The sequence below is a fragment of the Streptomyces sp. NPDC056948 genome (assembly GCF_042674225.1).
GTDB lineage: Bacteria > Actinomycetota > Actinomycetes > Streptomycetales > Streptomycetaceae > Streptomyces > Streptomyces purpurascens.
The window spans coordinates 1-17,440 of the sequence record NZ_JBHUQX010000184.1; the positions used below are offsets into that span (position 1 = coordinate 1).

Here is a 17,440-nt window from a genome sequence, read left to right on the forward strand (position 1 = left end):
GCGTCGGAGGCCTCGTCGATCTTCGACTTCGCCTCGCGGGCCGCCTCATCGCGCATCGTGCGCGCGTCCGCGGCCATCTTCTTCGCCGCGGCAAGAGCATCCTGCGCGTCCGAGACATCCGACTGCGCCTTCGACTGAGCCGACTCGGCGTGCTGCACATCCCGCGTCGCGGCACGGACCTTCGCCTCGTCCGGCTTGTCCGCGTCCGACTTGCTGCCGGTCGGGTCGTCCTTGTACTTGTCCGCCTCCTTGCCCGCCCGCGTCACCCACGAGTCGGCCGAGGTCAGCTTCGACTGGGCCGAAGAGAGGCTGTCACGCGCCTCACGGCCCTTGACCAGGGCCTTGTCCGCCAGGGACTGGGCACGCTCCAGCTTCGGCCAGAAATCGGAGAGCGCGTCACCGCACATCTCATACGACTTCTTCAGCTTCTTCAGGTTCTTCGGGACATCCGCGAAGTCCTCCTTGAAGACATCCGCAGACTTGCCCGCCCACTCCAGAAGCGTGCCCTCCCCCGCCATGCCCTTGACCAGACGCAGCGCATCGGAGACATCATCGGCGAAGTCGTGCAACTGCTTCGCAAGCGAACGCACCCGCTGCGGATCACCAGGGGTCGGATCCTTGTCCAGATCCAGGACATGCCAGTCCGCCGGCCTGTGCCCCGCCATACCGCAACCCCCGTCACCTACGCATCCGCGTCAACAAACTGACCGTATGCGCAGGCGAACGTTCGAGGTGTGGCAGTTCCAGGAATTACTGGCTCAAGCCCTGCGAGCCATACCTGCGTGTCACCGGTTGATCGACTGGATCTCCTGCACCGTCATTTCCTTGGCGGTCTCGAAGGTGCCGTTCGGCAGGTCACCCCTCGCACCGCCGGAGCCCTCCCACGAGATCTGCCAGGTGACCGACGCCTTGAGCTGGTACGGCGTGCCGGCCGAGGCGCGTAGATACCGGATGCCGCACGGGGGAGTCCTGTCGGCGTCGCCTGTCGTGTACGGGGTGCCGATCGATCCGTCGTCGTTGATCTCGCAGTCGCCGGAGGCCGGGTAGGTTTCGGCGTCGTCGGTGCCGGGCTCCAAGTGCAGCGCGACGGGCTTGGCGGTCGTCTCCGCCCACACGCCCGCCGCCTCCAACTCGGCGCGGACCTTGACCTCCTTGAACGTGGCCTTGTCCAGCCATACCCAGGTAGGCAGGTTCACCGTGGACTTGGCCGTCGGCTTCACCGTGACCTCGGTCTCCGGGACCTTGATCTTGTCGTAGGCATAGGCGGAGAGGATGTCGGGCGTGGGGGCCTGGTCCTCGTCGGGAAGAGACCCGGCGTCCTGCCAGAACAGAGTGCGCTCGCAGTCGAGCGTGTCGACGTCACCTTCCCTGTTCTTGTTGATGACGCCACGCCAGAAGTAGCCGTCCTTGCCGAGGTTGTAGTTCTTGTAGCCCTCACCGCTCTTGAACTGGGGCTTGCCCTTCTCGTAGTGGTCGACCATCAGCTCCTCGCCCCAGCTGAGCGTCGGGGTGACCGGCACGCCCGTGGACGTCACGTCCCCGCCCTTCTTGAAGTCGGCCACGGCGCTCTTCAGCTGGCGGGGCGTGGCCACCGGCTCGTACCAGCAGGGAGGGGGCTCCCAGTTGGGGTCCACAGGAGCCAGTGCCCGTGGCGACTTGCCCGAGCCACCACCGCCGGCTTGGGTGACCTTGATGCTCGTGGTGCTGGCCGCGGCGGTGAGCGTGTCACCGGCAGCTCCGGCGGATGTGCCCGACGAGGGCGACTCGAAGTTGTCTTCGCCAATCGCGTATGCCGCCGTGGACGACAGGACGAGACTGCAGGCCGAGGCGGCGAGGAGAATGCCCGCCTTCCTCGCGAAGGGCATCAACTGCATCCCCCCGGAACCACGGTCACCGACGTGGTCTGCCATACCCCTTCGGAGGTCTTGTCCAGCCTGGTGCGGTACTGCAGTACTGACTCAGGCTTGTCCGGTGTCTTGGCGACCTTGCCGGTCTCGCGGTTCTTGGTGGACGCCTTGCGCTCGTCGACACAGTAGAAGAGCGCCCCCGACCCTGTGTCGTTGATCTTGACTTGGGAGTCGAAGACCCTGACTTCACCGATGATGTTGTCGTTGTCGTCGACGAACTGCTTGATCCACTTGCGCGCAGTCGTCAATGTGGCTTCTGAGCTGTAGAAGGCGACCGCTTCGGAATCCGGGTTCGCCTCGATGACGGCAGCGTACTTCGCCCTCAACTGCTCGCGACCGTCGTCGAGGATCGCCTGGAGCTTGGGATCGCTGTTGGTCCAGTTCTCGAAGTTCGCTTGGAACTCCTTGGAGAGCTTGATCTCGGGCCGGTCGGCGTCACTCGGCGATGCCGAAGCCGTGGGGCCGGCCGGAGCCGACCCGTTGCCGGAATCCGCGCCATCGATCTTGCCCGAGGACGACTCGTCGCCTCCCCCCGAGCCGCAGGAGGTCAGCAATAGGGCAACGGACAACATAAGCACGGCCGTTGCGCGCCGGGCAGGGCGGATCACTCTGAGCTCCTGACGAGGTGGGGGGAAAGCATGAGCAAGGCAAAGCTATCGGCGAGTGGGCACCGACCGGCGTAGGGGTGTCCCCCGCACGCGCTGGAGTAACACCTCGCGGGCATCGTCTCGTGTCCGGAGCAGCCGTTGCCGCGACGAGGTCCTTGTCCGGGCATACGTACTGACAGGCCATGGAACGCTTGCTTGATGCCGAGGAGTCGAGCTGCCTTCACTGCGGGGCGCTCTCCTCACAGCGGAGGCTGTGCGGGCGCGGGACCGAGGGTGGTCGTGCCAGGGGCCGTACGGTGTCCGAGCCCGGTCCGATAGGCGTCGAGGGCGGCCTCCACCCGCCCGGTCCGCCGCAGCAGATCGCCCAGCAGCCGGCACAGGTCGGCCAGGTCACCGGCCGCGCCCGCCCGCTCCAGCAGGCTCAGGGCGCGGACGTAGTGCTCCTCGGCGTCCTCGGTGCGGCGGGCGTCCTCGGCGATGATGCCGAGGAGGCGGTGCGCGGCGGCGGAGTGGACGGCGCCGCGCTCGGAGGACAGGTCGTCGAGCACCCCGTGCAGCAGGGCCGCCGCCTCGTCGGACTTGCCGCGCCGGTGGAGCACATCGGCCAGCTCGACGGCGACCTGGCTGCTGTAGAGGGCGGCGCGCTTGGCCGACAGCATGCCGAGGGCCTCCCTCAACTCACTCTCCGCGCGCTCGAGTTGCCCGTCCTGGGCATACACATAGCCGCGCATCCAGTGGCAGTTGGCCAGTTCGGTGCGGATCTGCAGGCCGCGGTACAGCTCGGCGGCCTTGGCCAGCGAGGCGTCGGCCTCGGCGAGCCGACCCTCGGCGACCAGGGTGCGGGCGACGGACCGGTGCATACGGGCGACCAGGGCCGGATCGCCGGACTGCGGGGCGAGGGCCAGGGCGAACTCGGCGGCCTGGGCGGCGCGGGCATGCGCGCCCATGTCCATGTACGGCCCGATGACGCTGGCGTAGAGCAACAGCAGGGCGTCCGGGTCGTGCAGGCCACCACGGTTCAGCTCATCGAGAGCGGACTCCAGCAGATAGACGGCGTACCGGAGCTCCCCGGCGAGATAGTGCGCCACGGCCCGGCCGCGCAGGGCCGGGACCCGGGCGGGCAGCGGTGCCCTGGCCAGACAGGTCTCGGCCCGCTCGAAGTACTGCCGGCCCGCCACCAGCTCGCCGGTCTCCAGGGCGCACTCGCCGAGCCCCAGCAGCGCGGCGGCCTGTTCCGCGGCCAGCCCGTGCGTCTCCGCCTCGACGAGCAGCTCGGCGTACTGCTCCGCCGCCGGCTCGGCCTCGCCGACGGCGAAGGTGCGCTGGGCCTCGGTCAGCCGCAGCCGCAGCTCGGTCACGAGCCGCGCCGAACGCCCGGTGGCGAGCTCGTCGAAGGCGACGCCGAGCCGCTCGGCGAGATGCCGCAGAGCGTCGTCGGAGGGCCGCACCCGGCCCGACTCCAGGGTGGAGACATAGGCCGGTGTGTACACGGGTTCCGCCAATTGCCGCTGCGTCAGTCCGCGTTCGACACGCAACCGCTGCACCCGACGCCCGATCGTCCCCGGATCGTCACGCTCCCCCACGCCAACTCCCCCTGCCCCTCTTGCCGTTCGCCGTGAACAGCCCCTAGGTTAAACGGAGTGTTAAGCCGAATTGTCGTACACGCTTAATACGCTGCCGCCGTAGCCACCGCCCCAGTTGCGAGGTCGCCGTGCTCGAACGCACACGCACCGCCGAGCGCTACGCCAGAGGTCTCACCGCGGCCGTCGTCGCCGTCGCGACACTGCTGCTCGCGGCGAACGCGGGGCCGGCGAGAGCGTCGGAGCCGCCGTCCGCGCAATTCGAACACTGGTCAGGCTCGTCGAAACCGGCATCCTGACCCGCCCGCGGTGGGCACACTGTGACCCATGACTCAGTACGCGGAGTTGTTGCTGGACGACAGCACGGTGATACGCCTGGAGCTGTCGCCGGTCGGGGGACCGCAGGCCGAGGGCCAGGAGTCCGACCCGGGGAAGTACGGGGAGGACGAGGAGTACGAGGAACTGCCGGACGGCATCCAGGGTTCGGAGCCGGTCGGCCGACTGCGTGATGCCGCACGCGTTTTGGTCGGCGGGACCGTGCGCGGTGTGCTCAGCCCGCTCGGCCCGCTGCTGCGGGAGGTCCACGCCACCGTCACCTCGGTGGACGAACCGCCCCAGGAGTTCAGCGTCGAGTTCGGCCTGCAACTCGGGCAGGACCTGAAACTCGGCATCGTGGGCGTCAACAGCGCGAGCAGCGTGAAGGTCTCGGCGACGTGGCGGCCCGTCCCGGACCCCGGCGTCTAGGGCGCCACCTTGCCGTGGTTCTCCCCGCCGGGCCCGTCCCGCCCGGCGACCGTGTCCGTGTTCCCGCATTCCGGGGAGAGGAACAGCGTCGGCGCCGGCGTCCTGCTGCCCGGCAGCCGTGTCCTGACCGCCGCGCACGTCGTCAACCTGGCCTTGGGCCGGACGAACAAGTACGACGCGACCCACCCCGGCAAGGAGACCGTGCTGCGCGTGCGCGTCGGCGGTCACTGGCAGGACGCCCGGATCATGGTCTGGATACCGGTACGCGAACGGACGAAGCTGTACTGGAAGGGCGACCTTGCCGTGCTCGAACTTCCGCACGGCTTACCACCGAACCTCGTACCGCCCCTGTGGCGACCGCTCACCGAGGGGCTGGCCGTGTGCGCCTGGCATCCGGCGGGGCGGGCGGAGTTCTCCCTGGCCCGGAGCAAGGTGGTGGCGGTCGACCCGGAACTCGCCTTCGCTGTCGTGGACGGGAGCGAGAACGGAGCGACCATCCAGCACGGCTACAGCGGCGGCCCGATCTGGTGTGACGAGGACCGGGCAGTCGTCGGCATGGTCGTGGCCAAGGTGAAGGGCGACGAGGCGCAGGCCCACCACCCCGACGAGGTCCGCCGTCGCAGCTGGTGCCTGCCCACCCAGCGCGTCGGCGAGGAACTCGCCGCGGCGGGTGCCGCGCATCTGCTCGACACCCCGCACGACACGGACGAGCCCGATACCTCGAGCGAGGCCTTCGACCTCGCGGACATCCTGAACCGGAAGGTGGACAGCACCAAGGAGCTGGCCAGGTGCGGCCGCGAGGTGGCCAAGAAGTGCGGCCTGACCCACCCGCGCGACCGCTCCGTTCCGTCCGTGGAGGAGTTCGCGCGCGTCCTGCTCACCTACCCCCGTGCCCTGGCCGAGCTCACCCGTGTGCTGTCCACGGCCAAACCCGGCGCCGTGGTGGAACTCCTGGACGTGGGTGCGCGGATCCCGCACTGCACGCTGCTCACCCACGCCGAGCGGAAGCGTCTGACCAAGCTGCTGGAGTCGCTGCCGCACCAGATCATCGCCACCGTCCCCGCGCTCGTCCACGACGCACTGCCCGACGTCGACCTCCCCGTCACTCTGCTCACCGACGAGGCCTGGCTGGAGCCTGACTCCGCCGCCGGCCCTCTGGAAGCGCTGCTCGACCATTTGGAGCGCAGCCGCCGCGCCCCCGCGACCGAGCGGCCCCGCAGCCCACTGCTGCCCGCCCTGGTCTGCCTCGTCCTCCACGTCGCCGCCGTGACAGCCGACGACTGTGCGGCGGAACTGGTCAGCTGGTGCACCAAGGTCGTCGCGCGCACCCAGGGATCCCAGGCGGCGCTCGGGGAGCGGCTGGCACTGGCGAGGGAGCTGGCGTGCTCGCTGCGGGCATCGAAGCGCCACGCGCCGCGCCTTCTGGTGCGTCTGAGGCGGGCCGACGGTGAGGGAGACACCAGCCGGTTCACCCTGCGGATGTGGCGACGCGAGACGACCGAATGGCAGCGCGTCCGAGTCGACGAAGAGCAGGCCCGGGACATCGCCGGGACGGCCGCGAAGATCTTCACCGCCGCCTCCCTGCTGTGGCGGACCGGCATGCGGCCCGTCGTCGAACTGCTCCTGGACCGTGCGGACCTGGACCTGAACCCTCACTGGTGGAAGACCCCGGGCCCGCTGAACACCCACCGGACCCTGGGTGTGGAATACCCCGTCGTGTTCACTTGCCCGGAGCTGGTCGAGCAGGGCAGCGACGCGGAGTTCCTCCGGGAGCGGAAGAAGCGCCTGGGGCGCGGGGCCCTGGTGCGGATCGAGGCGTCGGTGAGCAGTCTCGACGAGGTCTACGGCCGATTCGCGGGCGAGATGGACGCCGTGGGCGCCATCGTGGGCGAGGTCGAACCCGCCTTCCGCGAGGTCGTCGTGCAGTACTGCCTGGCGGCGGGCCTGCCCGTGGTGCTGTTCGGGCGGGGCGAGCAAGGCTGGGCGCACGCCGAGAGCCGGCTCGCCGGTATTCCCCCCACGATGCTGCCCGAAGCAGTGCGCGAGTACCGCAGAGACATCTGGACCAGACCGGCCGAGTACGTCGGTCGGCCCGTGCTCGCCTGGTCCGACGACAACGGCCCCCTGCCCGAAGACCTCTACCTCGGCGACCCCTCGGAGGAACTCGCATGACATCCGACGCATCCTGGCGCCTCTTCCGCGGAGACGGCGTTTCCCGAGGCATCGACGACCTTCCGCCCGCCCCGCCCTGGCGCCGCTTCGGCGACCGCCCGCGGTCGGGCTCGAGCACAGCCCCCTACCTCATCTCCCCCGGGCACGCCGACGTCGTCAACGCCGCGCTGCACCTGCGCCGCCCGCTGCTCGTCACCGGCCAGCCCGGCACCGGCAAGTCCTCCCTGGCGCGGGCCATCGCGCACGAACTCCGGCTCGGGGAGGTCCTGCACTGGCCCGTCAACAGCCGCTCGACCGTGAGCGAGGCCCTCTACCGCTACGACGCCGTGGGCCGGCTGCGCGAAACCGCCCTGACCCGTGACCAGGAACGCGAGGAACCACCGATCGGCACCTTCGTCCGGCTCGGCCCGCTCGGGACGGCGCTGGTGCCCCGGCCCCGGCCGCGTGTCCTGCTCGTCGACGAACTGGACAAGGGCGACGTCGACCTCCCCAACGACCTGCTGACGGTGTTCGAGGAGGGCGAGTACGAGATTCCCGAACTGGCCCGGCTGCCCGAGGACCAGTCCGTCGTGGACGTCCTGTCGGCAGACACCGACACCGAGGTCAGGGTGACCCGGGGGCGCGTCAGGTGCGACGAGTTCCCCGTCGTGGTGATCACCAGCAACGGGGAGCGCGACTTCCCGCCCGCGTTCCTGCGCAGGTGCGTACGGCTCGACCTGCCGGCGCCCGGCAGCGAGCGCCTGCGCGAGATCGTCGCGGCCCACCTGGGCGAGGCGGCGACAGCGGACGTCGATGATCTGCTCGACGACTTCCTGCGTCGGCGCCAGCGCAGCGAACTCGCCACGGACCAGCTGCTCAACGCGGTGTTCCTGCGCATCGGCGGGGTCGACCTGGACGCCGACGGACTACTGGAGGCCGTACTGCACCGGCTTGGCGGGACGATCTGAGTGCCTGGGGACAGCGGGGGGTCCGGGCTCCGGCTCGCGCTGGACGTGCTCGCCGACTGCGGGGTCGGGCTCTCCCAGGAGGAACTGCTCGACGCCCTGTGGCTGGCACGGCGGCTGACCGGCTCCTCCGACGCCCGGACCCTGCAGCGGGACGCCACCCCCCGTACCGGCGTCGCGCCGCGCACCCCGGCCGGGCCCGACGGGCGCAAGCCGCGTACGACGCCCGGGCGCAGGTCCGGTCTGTTCGGCGGCACCCGGCCGAAGTCACGCACGGATCCCGAACAACCCACCACCGCCTTCCCCGAACCACAAACCCAGCAGCCGACCGTGACACCCCGGGCCGACGAGACACGAGCGATCCCGCTGCGGGTGCCCGAGGCCAAAGCCCTGGCCGACGAACTGCGCATGGGCCGCGTCCTCAGGCCTCTGAAGCAGTCCCGTCCCAGCACCTCGCGCTACGACGTCGACGAGGAGGCCACCGTGCACGCCTTGGCGGAGACAGGGCTGCCCGATGTGGTGTTGCGGCCGGCTCCGGAACGCTGGCTCGACCTCGCCCTGGTGGTCGACGACGGCATGTCCATGCTGCTGTGGCAGCGCCTCGCCACGGAACTGCACGCCCTGCTGCGCCGTGCGGGCGCCTTCCGGATGATCCGCGCCTACGGACTGCACACCCGGGGCGACGAGGTGTACCTGCGCGGACGGCCCTTCTCCGACGAGGCGAACCGGATGCCCAAGCACCTGGTCGCCGACCCGACGGGCCGGACACTGGTCCTCCTCGTCAGCGACGGCGTGGGCCGGGCCTGGCGCGACGGCCGCATGCACGGCACGCTGAGCGACTGGGCGCGGTGCGGCCCGACCGCTGTCCTGCACGCGCTGCCGCCCCGCATGTGGGGCGGCTCGGCGCTGCGCGCCCAGCGCTGGCGGGTGACCAGCGGGCGACGCGGCTCGGCCAACGCCGAGTGGGTCGTCACCGACCCCGTGCTGCCGCCGGACGTCATGTCCTTCCGCGGGCTCCCCGTGCCGGTGCTGGAACCCGCACCGGCCGCGCTCTCCGCCTGGGTGCGGCTGGTGGCCTCCCCGGCCGCATCCGCCACCCTGCCCCTGTTGGCCGCTCCCCGGTCACGGCGGCCCCAGCCCGCGGACACGGGACTGCCCCGGCTGCGCCGCTTCCACGCCGCGGCCACTCCGGAGGCGTACCGGCTCGCAGCTCATCTGGCCGGGGTCGCCCCTTTGTCCCTGCCGGTGATGCGGCTGGTGCAGGCGGCCATCCCCTGGGCGGACACCCCTCATCTGGCCGAGGTGTTCCTGGGCGGGCTGCTGCGCCCGCTTCCCGTGCCGCCGGGCGAGTGTCTGCCGCCGCAGCACCAACTCTTCGACTTCGACAGCGACATCGGAGACGTCCTGCTCAACGCGGTACCACTGGCCGACGTCGTGGAGACCGGCAGGACCGTGAGCGCACGTCTGGAGCAACTGGCGGGCCGTTCGCCCGACTTCCCCGCATGGCTCGCCCACCCCGAGGGCAAGGAACGCATCCCGTCCTCGACCCGGGCCTTCGCGGCCATCGGCCCCCGGCTGGCCGCGCGGTTCGGCGTCGGCAGTCTGGAACGGCGCATAGGAAGCGTCTGGAGGCCGCTGCGATCGGGAGACCCCTGGCGCATCGGGCCCTACACCGTGCATGCGCGGGGCGTCGACGAAGGGCCGTGCCGCAAGTTCCTCGGCCGGGATCCAGGCGGTGCGGAGGTCGTCGTCGTCACGGCGGACCGTGATTTCCAAGGCTTCCTGAGCACCGAGGAGCGCGCCCTGCGACGCCTGGCCGGCCGGTACGCGCCCCGGGTCGTCGCCAGCGACCTGCTCGACGCCCCGCCCTGGGTCGCCGAGGTCCCTCCGCACTCCCCGGACGGCATCCCGGCTGAGCCACTGGCTACGGTCCTGGCTCGCGGGGACCTCGAACCGGACGCGGCGCTGGAGCTGGCCAGGAACCTCTGTGAGGCTGTCGAGACCAGTCACCGGGCGGACCTCGTACACGGAAACCTCAACCCCCAGACCGTCCGCTGCCTGGGACGGACCGTGACCCTCACGGACTGGTTCTGGTCGTCGCACGGGTCGGAACACGGCACCGATGCGGACATCGAGGCTCTGGGCACGTTGATCGCCCAGCTGATCGCCTTCGCCCCCGAGGTGAACCTCGATGAACTCCGCGTGCTGCTGGAGGCGTGCGACTCGAGCCGCACAGGCAGCCGGCCCACCGCAGGACAACTGGCCGGTGCACTGGCCGCCCTCCTGGGCCTGCAGGGGGACGACGGAAGGCTCGTGGGCGCGATGGACCGGCTGACGAGAACGGAACTGATCCGTACCCAGGTCCGCACCTGCCGCAGGATCGCCGTCCTCGGCGTGCCGGGCTCTTCCGGCAAGAGCACCACCGCCGCGCTCCTGGCCACGGTCTTCGCCACCGAGCGGCAGGGCCGGACCATCGTTGTGGACGCCGACCCCGGACGCGGCACGCTGGGCTTCAGGGTGGACCAGAACAGGGGCCGGGGCATGACCGCACTCGCCCAGGTACTCAGCCAGGTCAACCAGATTCGGGATCTGGACCCCTATGTGTCCGGAATGGAATCGGGAGCGGATGTCCTGACGGACCTGCTGGGTCTGAGTCCGCCACCATCGGCGGAGCAGGTGAAGCAGGTCTGCGACGTCCTGCGGCGGTATTACGAGATCCTGATCACCGATTCCGACTCCACCGACCTCGACGAGGACAAGCACGCCGTTCTGAGCCAGGCTGACCAACTCGTCCTCGTCCTGGACTCCCTCGCCGACCAGCTGACGGGAGCCCAAGTGGACTATTTCAACCGCCTGCTGGGGCTTGGCTACAAGGATCTGCTGGCGCGCAGCGTCCTCGTCGTCTCGAAGTCGCAGCCCCTCGGAAGACGACACGGCATCATCGAACGAAGCCCCGAGCTGCGCCACCTGTGCCGGGGCATCGTGGCCATCTCGTACAACCCCTACCTGGCCGACGCGGGCGAGGCCGGCCTCGCCCAGCTGGGCGAGGAACTCCGAGAGGCCTACTACGACTTGGCAGCGTTGGTCGCCCAGTCCTTCAAGGCGACGTAGGCCTCCGGAGAGACGGTGAGGGTCCCGACCCCGGGATTCTTGGAGTCACGCACGCCGACGCCGAGCAGACCGAGGTCGGCGACCTCGATGCAATCGCCCCCGGTGTTACCGCTGTACGACGACTTACGCCACCGCGCGTTGCTCAGGTTCTGGCTGCTCCCCATAGCGCTCCTCCATCACGCGCGCGATCAGTGCCGCCGACTACAGTCCCCACCTCCTTCTGCGACAGCCCCGCGCTCTCGCGGTAGCGGCAGAGCTGGTGGTCCTCTATGGAGTCCCCTTCGGCACAGTGGGCGACGTGATGTCTTGAGCGTGTCAGTGTGAGGGATCTTCAACCAGATCCAGCCGATCTTTCGGGTTGGCCAGAGGGCACAGGGCCGCCTCTAGCACGGCCGGCCGGATTGTCGTTCACCCTCGCCGACAGCGGCGGTGATCATCACGAGCGGCAGGTCTGCCAGCGCAATTCCGTTAGATGCCGCCGCCGGTGACACGTTCTCGCGCAGTGTGGTGCTCGGACGTCTTCGCTCTTCATCTGCGGGTGGGGGATGGCCACATGACGGTTGGCGTGTACACGCCCCGCGTGGTACGACTCTCCCCTTTGCAGATCTTGTGCCTTCTTTGTGGAGGCAAAGGGGAGGAGGAGCGGTGCGTACCGCACGATCGTTAGTAGTTCTCTCGGTGCTCCTGGCGTTGCTGGGTGGGGGCATCCTGACGGCAGGGAGCGTGGCTGCGGCTGCGGGCGGGGCCGTCACGGTGAAGGGCCTTCCGGCAGCCAAGACGTCGAAGCCGTTGAAGCCCGAGCGTCCTATGACGCTCAAGGAACGGCGGGCCCAGGTCGACGAATTGCGGGAGCCGAAGACGCCCGGCACGAGCATCAGCCTCCCGGGAAAGCGGGTTCTAGAGAGCGATGCCGCCGCGCCCGGCGCCAAGAGCGTCAAGCCGGAGCAAGGCCCTGCTGCTGCGGCCGCACTGGGGCCCCCGACGAACCTGCGGGTTGCCCCCCACTCTTGGTTCGGCTTTGACGTCGAGTGGGGCAACATCAAGTACGACACCCCTGTGGGTACTGAGTCGATCTACAGGGCCTTGTACCGGGCGTCGGACAACAAGCTGATCAAGCAGTGGTGCGACTCGGACCCGGACGGCTCGAGCGACTCTTCCGGGAAGACCTACAACTGGGGTGTCTCTGACCCGACGATCCTGACCCAGGGCGTCGAGTACTACATGAAGATCGCCGTGTCGGCCGACCGGGGAACGCATGCGGACCCGCTCGGCAAGGGCTGCGCCACCGGCTGGAGTGCCGAGGCGAAGGGACCGAACATCGCGGCCGAGGGGCGGCCGGTGTCCGTTCCTGTCACCGAGACGTACGGATGCGGTTGTCTGGACACCACGGGCCGGCCGATCTTCCAGGGCTACATCGGCGACCCCGTCAACACGGCCACCGGCGCCCAGACGGAATCCTCGATGGACGCCCAACTGCGCGCTCCTGGTGTGCCGTTTGCGCTGCGGCGGACATACTCGTCCAACAACAACACGACATCGGGAATCCTGGGCAAGGGCTGGTCCTCCGTCTATGACGTGGGCCTTCAGGTGTCGGACACCAAGGTGGTCTACGCCGCGGACAGCGGGGCCCGCATCACCTTCGCCAAGGACGCCACCTCGGGTGCCTACACGGCGTCGTCGCTCGGCGTCACGGCGACTCTTACCGGGTCGGCCACCAACGGGTTCACGCTGACCAGTGGCACGCGAGAGAAGCTCACGTTCAACGGCGCCGGCCTGCTCACCGGCTGGCGGGACGCCGGCGGTGCCGGCCTGACCTTCGCGTACTCGGGTTCGGACCTCGCGTCGGTGACGGATGCCGCCGGCCGTGTGGTCAAGCTGACGGTCGATCCGGCCAGTCATCTGCTGGAAGCGATCGACCTTCCCGGCGGTCAGAGCGTCGACTACGCCTACACCGACGGGCTGCTCACCTCCGTGAAGGGCACCGACGGCGGGACCGTCACCTACGGCTACGACACACAGGACCAGCTCAACAGCGTCACCGACCCGGCGGGTCGTACGACGATGCAGGTCCAGTACGACAGCAGCGGCCGGGTCAAGGAACACACCGACGCCGACGGCAAGAAGGCCACCTTCTCCCGGGCGACGCTGGAGACCGACTACCAGGACGCGGCCGGTGGTGTCTGGACCGACCTGTACCACGGCAGCGTGCTGCGCAACCGCATCGACCCGCTCGGTAACGTCACTTCGTACCAGTACGACGCGAAGCTGCGCCTTACGGCCGTCACGGACCCGGCGGGGCGGCGCACGACCATGACCTACGACTCCGCCGGCGGCCTGCTGAGCCGCACCGGCGCAGGCGTGACCCAGTCATGGACGTATGACTCCGCCCGCAACGTCTCGACCCACACGGACGGCCGCGGCGGCAAGACGACGTACAGCTACGACACGGCCCGGCGGCTGACCTCTCTCGACGGACCGGCGGGCAAGACCTCCTTCACGTACAACACGCTGGGGCAGGTGGCTACGACCGTCTCTCCCAGGGGCAAGGTCACCTCGCTCGGCTACGACGGCAAGGGCAACCTGACCTCGCGCACATCGCCGTCCGGCGCGAAGACCACCTACACCCATGACGCGGCAGGACGCGTGCTCACCAGCACCGACCCGCGCGGCAACGCCTCCGGCGCGGATCCGGCCAAGTACACCACCACGTACGCCTACGACGGTGCCGGGCGGCTGGCGAAGTCCACGGACCCGGCCGGTAGGGCCACCTCCTACGGCTTCGACGCGATCGGCAACCAGACCAAGGTGACCGACGCTGCGGGCGGTGTCACCGCGTACGGGTACGACAAGTTCAACCGCGTTACCTCGGTGACCGCTCCGGATGGTTCCGTCGAGACCACCACCTACAACGCGAACGGCAACGTCGCCTCCGCGACCGACGCGGCAGGCGGGAGGACCACCTACGGCTACGACAAGGCGGGCCGCCTTGTCTCAGTCAGCCCGCCCAACGGCAACGCCGCCGGCGCGGACCGGGTGAAGTACATGACCACGTACGCCTACGACAAGGCCGACAACCTCACCAAGACCGTCGCCCCGACAGGCGCCGTGACCACCACCGCTTACGACGCCCTCAACCGGCCCACCAAGGTCACCGACCCACTGGGCCACGCCACGACCACGGCCTACGACGCCAACGGCAACGTCACCCAGGTCACCGACCCGCTGGGCAAGGTCACCAAGTACACCTACACAGCCGCCGATCTGCTCGCGACGGTGACCGACCCGCTGGGCAAAGTCACGACCTACGGGTACGACGCCGCCGGCAACCGCACCTCCATCACCACGCCGCTCGGCAACAAGACGACCTACGCCTACGACGATGACGACCGCGAGGTGCGGATGGTCAGCGCCCGCGGCAACGTCTCCGGCGCCACCCCGGCCAAGTACACCTGGGCCACCGGCTACGACGCCGCCGGCCAACCGGTCAGCTTGATCGACCCGCTCGGCAACGTCGCAAAGCGAACCTATGACGCCCTCGGCAACGTCACCTCCGTCACCGACCCGGCACAGCGCACCACCGACTACGGCTACGACGCCCTCAGCCGCCTGACCTCGGTGACCGCCCCCGACGACGGCAAGATGACCTACGCCTACGACGGGGCCGGCAACCGCGTTCGGCGCACCGACCCCGCCGGGCACGTCACCGCCTACGGCTACGACCCGGCACAGCGGCTGACCTCTGTCACCGACCCGCTCGAGCGCAAGACGTCCTACGCCTACGACGCCGACGGCAACCTCACCAAGAAGACCACGCCCCAGGGCACCACCACCCAGACCTGGGACTTCCGCAGCCTGCTGAGCAAGGTGGACTACTCCGACTCGACGCCGGACGTCACCTACGAGTACGACGCCGCCGGACAGATGACCTTGCGCGACAACGGCGTCGTCTCCGAAGACTTCGGCTACGACGACGCCGGACGTCTCACCAAGACACGCGGTTTCGCCTACACCTACGACGCCGCGGGCCAGATGCTGACCCGCAAGTACGCCGACGGCAACACCATCACCTACACCTACGACGCCGACGGCCGCACTGCCACCATGGCCGCCGACTCCAAGACCACCAGCTACACCTACGACGCAGAGGCGAACCTCACCCGCACCACCCTGCCCAACGCCCTGGCCGAGGACCGGGCCTACGACGATGCCGCTCGGCTGAAGTCCGTCACCTCCACAAAGGCCGGAGCGGTGGTCACCAAGACCGCGCAAACCCTCTCCCCGGCCGGGCAGCCCACCCGCATCGACACCACGCGAGCCGGGGTGGCCGCAGGCGGTTACGACCTGACCTACGACAAGGCCGGGCGGATCACCTCCGGCTGCGCCCCGCAGCCGCAGGTCAGCGGCTGCGCCGCCTCCCGCGCCACCACCTACAACTACGACAAGGCGGGCAACCGCCTCACCTCGACGCTGGGCACGACGGCCACCAGCTACAGCTACGACGCCGCCGACCAGCTCACCTCGTCCACCACGGGAGACACCACCACCGGCTACGACTACGACGGCGAAGGCAACCAGACCAAGGCCGGAGCCAACACCTACGCCTACGACCTGGCCGGACAGATCTCCGCCGCCACCGTCGGCGGCACTGCCTACACCTACGAGCACGACGCGGAAGGCAACCTGGTCACCACCAGCAAAGCCGGCGCCGTCACCAAGCGCCTTCAGTGGGACCCCAACGCCCCGCTGCCCATCCTTGCCAGCGAGCTCGACAGCACCGGGAAGCTCCAGCAGTCCTACCGCTACGATCCGCTCGGCCAGGCCGCCGCCACCAAGACCGCCTCGGGCGCTGTCTTCACCTACACCCACGATGTCCTGGGCTCACCCCTCGATGTCACCGACAGCACCGGCAAGGTCTACCAGCGCGGGGCCTACGACCCCTTCGGCAACCGGGCCCTGGACACCCAGGCCACCGGCGCCCCGGCATCAACGCCCTCCTACACCGGCGCCTACCACGACACCACCACCGGCTACCTCGACCTGCGCGCCCGCCAGTACGACACCGGCACCGGCCGCTTCACCCGTCCCGACCCGTACACCCCCGACCCGGACACGCCCTACACCCAGCCCTACGCCTACGTGGAGAACATGCCCACCAGCCGCGTCGACCCGAGCGGCCTGTGCAGCGTCACCACTCAGATGAAGGACCTGTTCTCGGGCAACTGGGGCTGGAACAGCGAGTGCGACAAGGAGGATCGCGAGACCGCGACCCTGCCGCCCGCGTCTCAGTCGGCCAAGAACCTCTCCGACAAGGTCACCAACGGAGCCATCGAGGTCACCGGACAGACCAGCCTCGGCCTCCTCGACGGCCTCTCCCTCGGTGGCTTCAGCTACCTCACCGGAGCCGAGGTCATCTGCCCGCCGGCGTACAACGTCGGCCTGTACGGCAGCATGGTGCCCTTCCCCATCCAAGGCGGTGGCAAGCGCCTGGCTGCTGAGGGCGCGGAGATCGTCGGACGCGGCCTGTGGACGCTCACCGCCCAGGGCGCCTCGAAGATCATGAAGGGCGGTCCGTTCAAGACCACGTTCTACAAGAGCGCATCAGACGGAACGTGGTGGACCGTTGATGTCACAGGACACGGGCAGTCGGCCTTCAAGGTGTATCGGGAGACCAAGAAGGGGCTCGAATGGATCGCGGACGCAGATCGCTACGGTAGCTACATGCTCGATAAGTGGAAGGGCGAGACCGGTCGCTTCATCCCCTGGAGCCAGTTGAGGGGGGTAGGGAAATGATCGAGTCGGCCGAGGAATTCATCAGGCTGCGATTCAGCGATGCGCCCGAGGAATACGGCAGGGCAAGTTCTGAGCCCGCGGCCCCCGACGTGTGGCGGGAGGTCATCGAGCGGCACCCGGAAGCCCGTTTCTGGGTCGCGCACAACAAGACGGTGCCCTTGGAGATCCTCCAGGTGCTGGCGAACGACTCAGATCCAAGGGTGCGGTCCATGGTGGCGAGCAAGCGAAAGCTGACCCCCGACCTCCTGACCACACTGGCGGCGGACCCTGACGAATCGGTCAGGCTCGCCGTCGCCCGCCACAAGAGTGTGCCGAGAAACGTTCTGCAACAGCTGCGTACGGACATCTGGGAGGAAGTCCGGGAGGTGGCGCGTGATCGGCTCGAGCGCAGCCACTGACCCTCGGCATGGACGCACTCAGGCGATGGCGAGGAAACCCTCCGTGGTCTAGCACCACGAAGACTGTGCCTCATGCGAGTGCTGCTCGTCGCCACCGGATCGGTGATCGGCTTCGCCGACGAAACTCTGGGGGCGACCGGGGCCGCTGACGGGCGGTCACAGGGGCCGGGTCTTGTCCTCGAGGAC

General features: G+C 69.2%; 11 protein-coding genes. 6 read left to right on the top strand and 5 right to left on the bottom strand.

What is annotated here, in order from left to right:
- The 4 genes from ACFTZL_RS23505 to ACFTZL_RS23520 all read right to left on the bottom strand — a co-directional run.
- A partial coding sequence (locus ACFTZL_RS23505) for a putative T7SS-secreted protein (RefSeq protein WP_382586125.1) occupies positions 1 to 665 on the bottom strand: 665 nt, incomplete at its 3' end.
- A gap of 120 nt (positions 666 to 785) precedes the next feature.
- Positions 786 to 1,865 (bottom strand): hypothetical protein, encoded by a 1,080-nt coding sequence (locus tag ACFTZL_RS23510; protein WP_382586127.1) that lies wholly within the window; start codon positions 1,863 to 1,865, stop codon positions 786 to 788.
- Positions 1,865 to 2,515, bottom strand: coding sequence for a hypothetical protein (locus ACFTZL_RS23515; RefSeq protein ID WP_382586130.1), 651 nt, complete (start codon positions 2,513 to 2,515; stop codon positions 1,865 to 1,867). The genes ACFTZL_RS23510 and ACFTZL_RS23515 overlap by 1 nt, the downstream gene beginning before the upstream one ends.
- A 239-nt stretch (positions 2,516 to 2,754) precedes the next feature.
- On the bottom strand, positions 2,755 to 4,098 hold the full coding sequence (locus ACFTZL_RS23520; protein WP_382586133.1) for a tetratricopeptide repeat protein: 1,344 nt from the start codon (positions 4,096 to 4,098) through the stop codon (positions 2,755 to 2,757).
- A gap of 324 nt (positions 4,099 to 4,422) precedes the next feature.
- On the opposite strand from ACFTZL_RS23520, the gene ACFTZL_RS23525 reads away from it, so the two are divergent.
- From ACFTZL_RS23525 to ACFTZL_RS23540, 4 genes are read left to right on the top strand one after another with little or no spacing between them, the layout of a single operon-like run.
- Positions 4,423 to 4,839: a CU044_2847 family protein gene (locus ACFTZL_RS23525; RefSeq protein ID WP_382586136.1), complete on the top strand. Its 417-nt coding sequence runs from the start codon at positions 4,423 to 4,425 to the stop codon at positions 4,837 to 4,839.
- A gap of 9 nt (positions 4,840 to 4,848) precedes the next feature.
- Entirely contained in the window at positions 4,849 to 7,011 is a 2,163-nt protein-coding gene (locus tag ACFTZL_RS23530) for a trypsin-like peptidase domain-containing protein (RefSeq protein ID WP_382586139.1), read from the top strand.
- Positions 7,008 to 7,958 carry an AAA family ATPase gene (locus ACFTZL_RS23535; protein WP_382586141.1) on the top strand — a complete coding sequence of 317 codons (951 nt, stop codon included), beginning with the start codon at positions 7,008 to 7,010 and terminating at the stop codon, positions 7,956 to 7,958. The genes ACFTZL_RS23530 and ACFTZL_RS23535 overlap by 4 nt, the downstream gene beginning before the upstream one ends.
- On the top strand, positions 7,959 to 11,066 hold the full coding sequence (locus ACFTZL_RS23540) for an SAV_2336 N-terminal domain-related protein (RefSeq protein ID WP_382586144.1): 3,108 nt from the start codon (positions 7,959 to 7,961) through the stop codon (positions 11,064 to 11,066).
- Here ACFTZL_RS23540 and ACFTZL_RS23545 read toward each other — a convergent pair.
- Entirely contained in the window at positions 11,021 to 11,230 is a 210-nt protein-coding gene (locus tag ACFTZL_RS23545; protein WP_382586147.1) for a DUF397 domain-containing protein, read from the bottom strand. The two genes, ACFTZL_RS23540 and ACFTZL_RS23545, sit on opposite strands and share 46 nt — an antisense overlap.
- A 559-nt stretch (positions 11,231 to 11,789) precedes the next feature.
- Here ACFTZL_RS23545 and ACFTZL_RS23550 point away from each other — a divergent pair.
- Both ACFTZL_RS23550 and ACFTZL_RS23555 read left to right on the top strand, forming a co-directional pair.
- Complete coding sequence (locus ACFTZL_RS23550) at positions 11,790 to 16,856, top strand: DUF6531 domain-containing protein (RefSeq protein WP_382586150.1); 5,067 nt, start codon at positions 11,790 to 11,792, stop codon at positions 16,854 to 16,856.
- A complete protein-coding gene (locus ACFTZL_RS23555; RefSeq protein WP_382586153.1) occupies positions 16,853 to 17,254 on the top strand; it encodes a hypothetical protein in 402 nt (133 codons plus the stop codon). The genes ACFTZL_RS23550 and ACFTZL_RS23555 overlap by 4 nt, the downstream gene beginning before the upstream one ends.
- Positions 17,255 to 17,440 lie beyond the last annotated feature (186 nt).

Excerpts from the sequence above, each read along its gene's own strand:
- ACFTZL_RS23525 (WP_382586136.1), top strand. The coding sequence starts at position 4,423 with ATGACTCAGTACGCGGAGTTGTTGCTGGACGACAGCACGGTGATACGC.
- ACFTZL_RS23545 (WP_382586147.1), bottom strand. The coding sequence starts at position 11,230 with ATGGGGAGCAGCCAGAACCTGAGCAACGCGCGGTGGCGTAAGTCGTCG.
- ACFTZL_RS23510 (WP_382586127.1), bottom strand. The coding sequence starts at position 1,865 with ATGCCCTTCGCGAGGAAGGCGGGCATTCTCCTCGCCGCCTCGGCCTGC.
- ACFTZL_RS23535 (WP_382586141.1), top strand. The coding sequence starts at position 7,008 with ATGACATCCGACGCATCCTGGCGCCTCTTCCGCGGAGACGGCGTTTCC.
- ACFTZL_RS23555 (WP_382586153.1), top strand. The coding sequence starts at position 16,853 with ATGATCGAGTCGGCCGAGGAATTCATCAGGCTGCGATTCAGCGATGCG.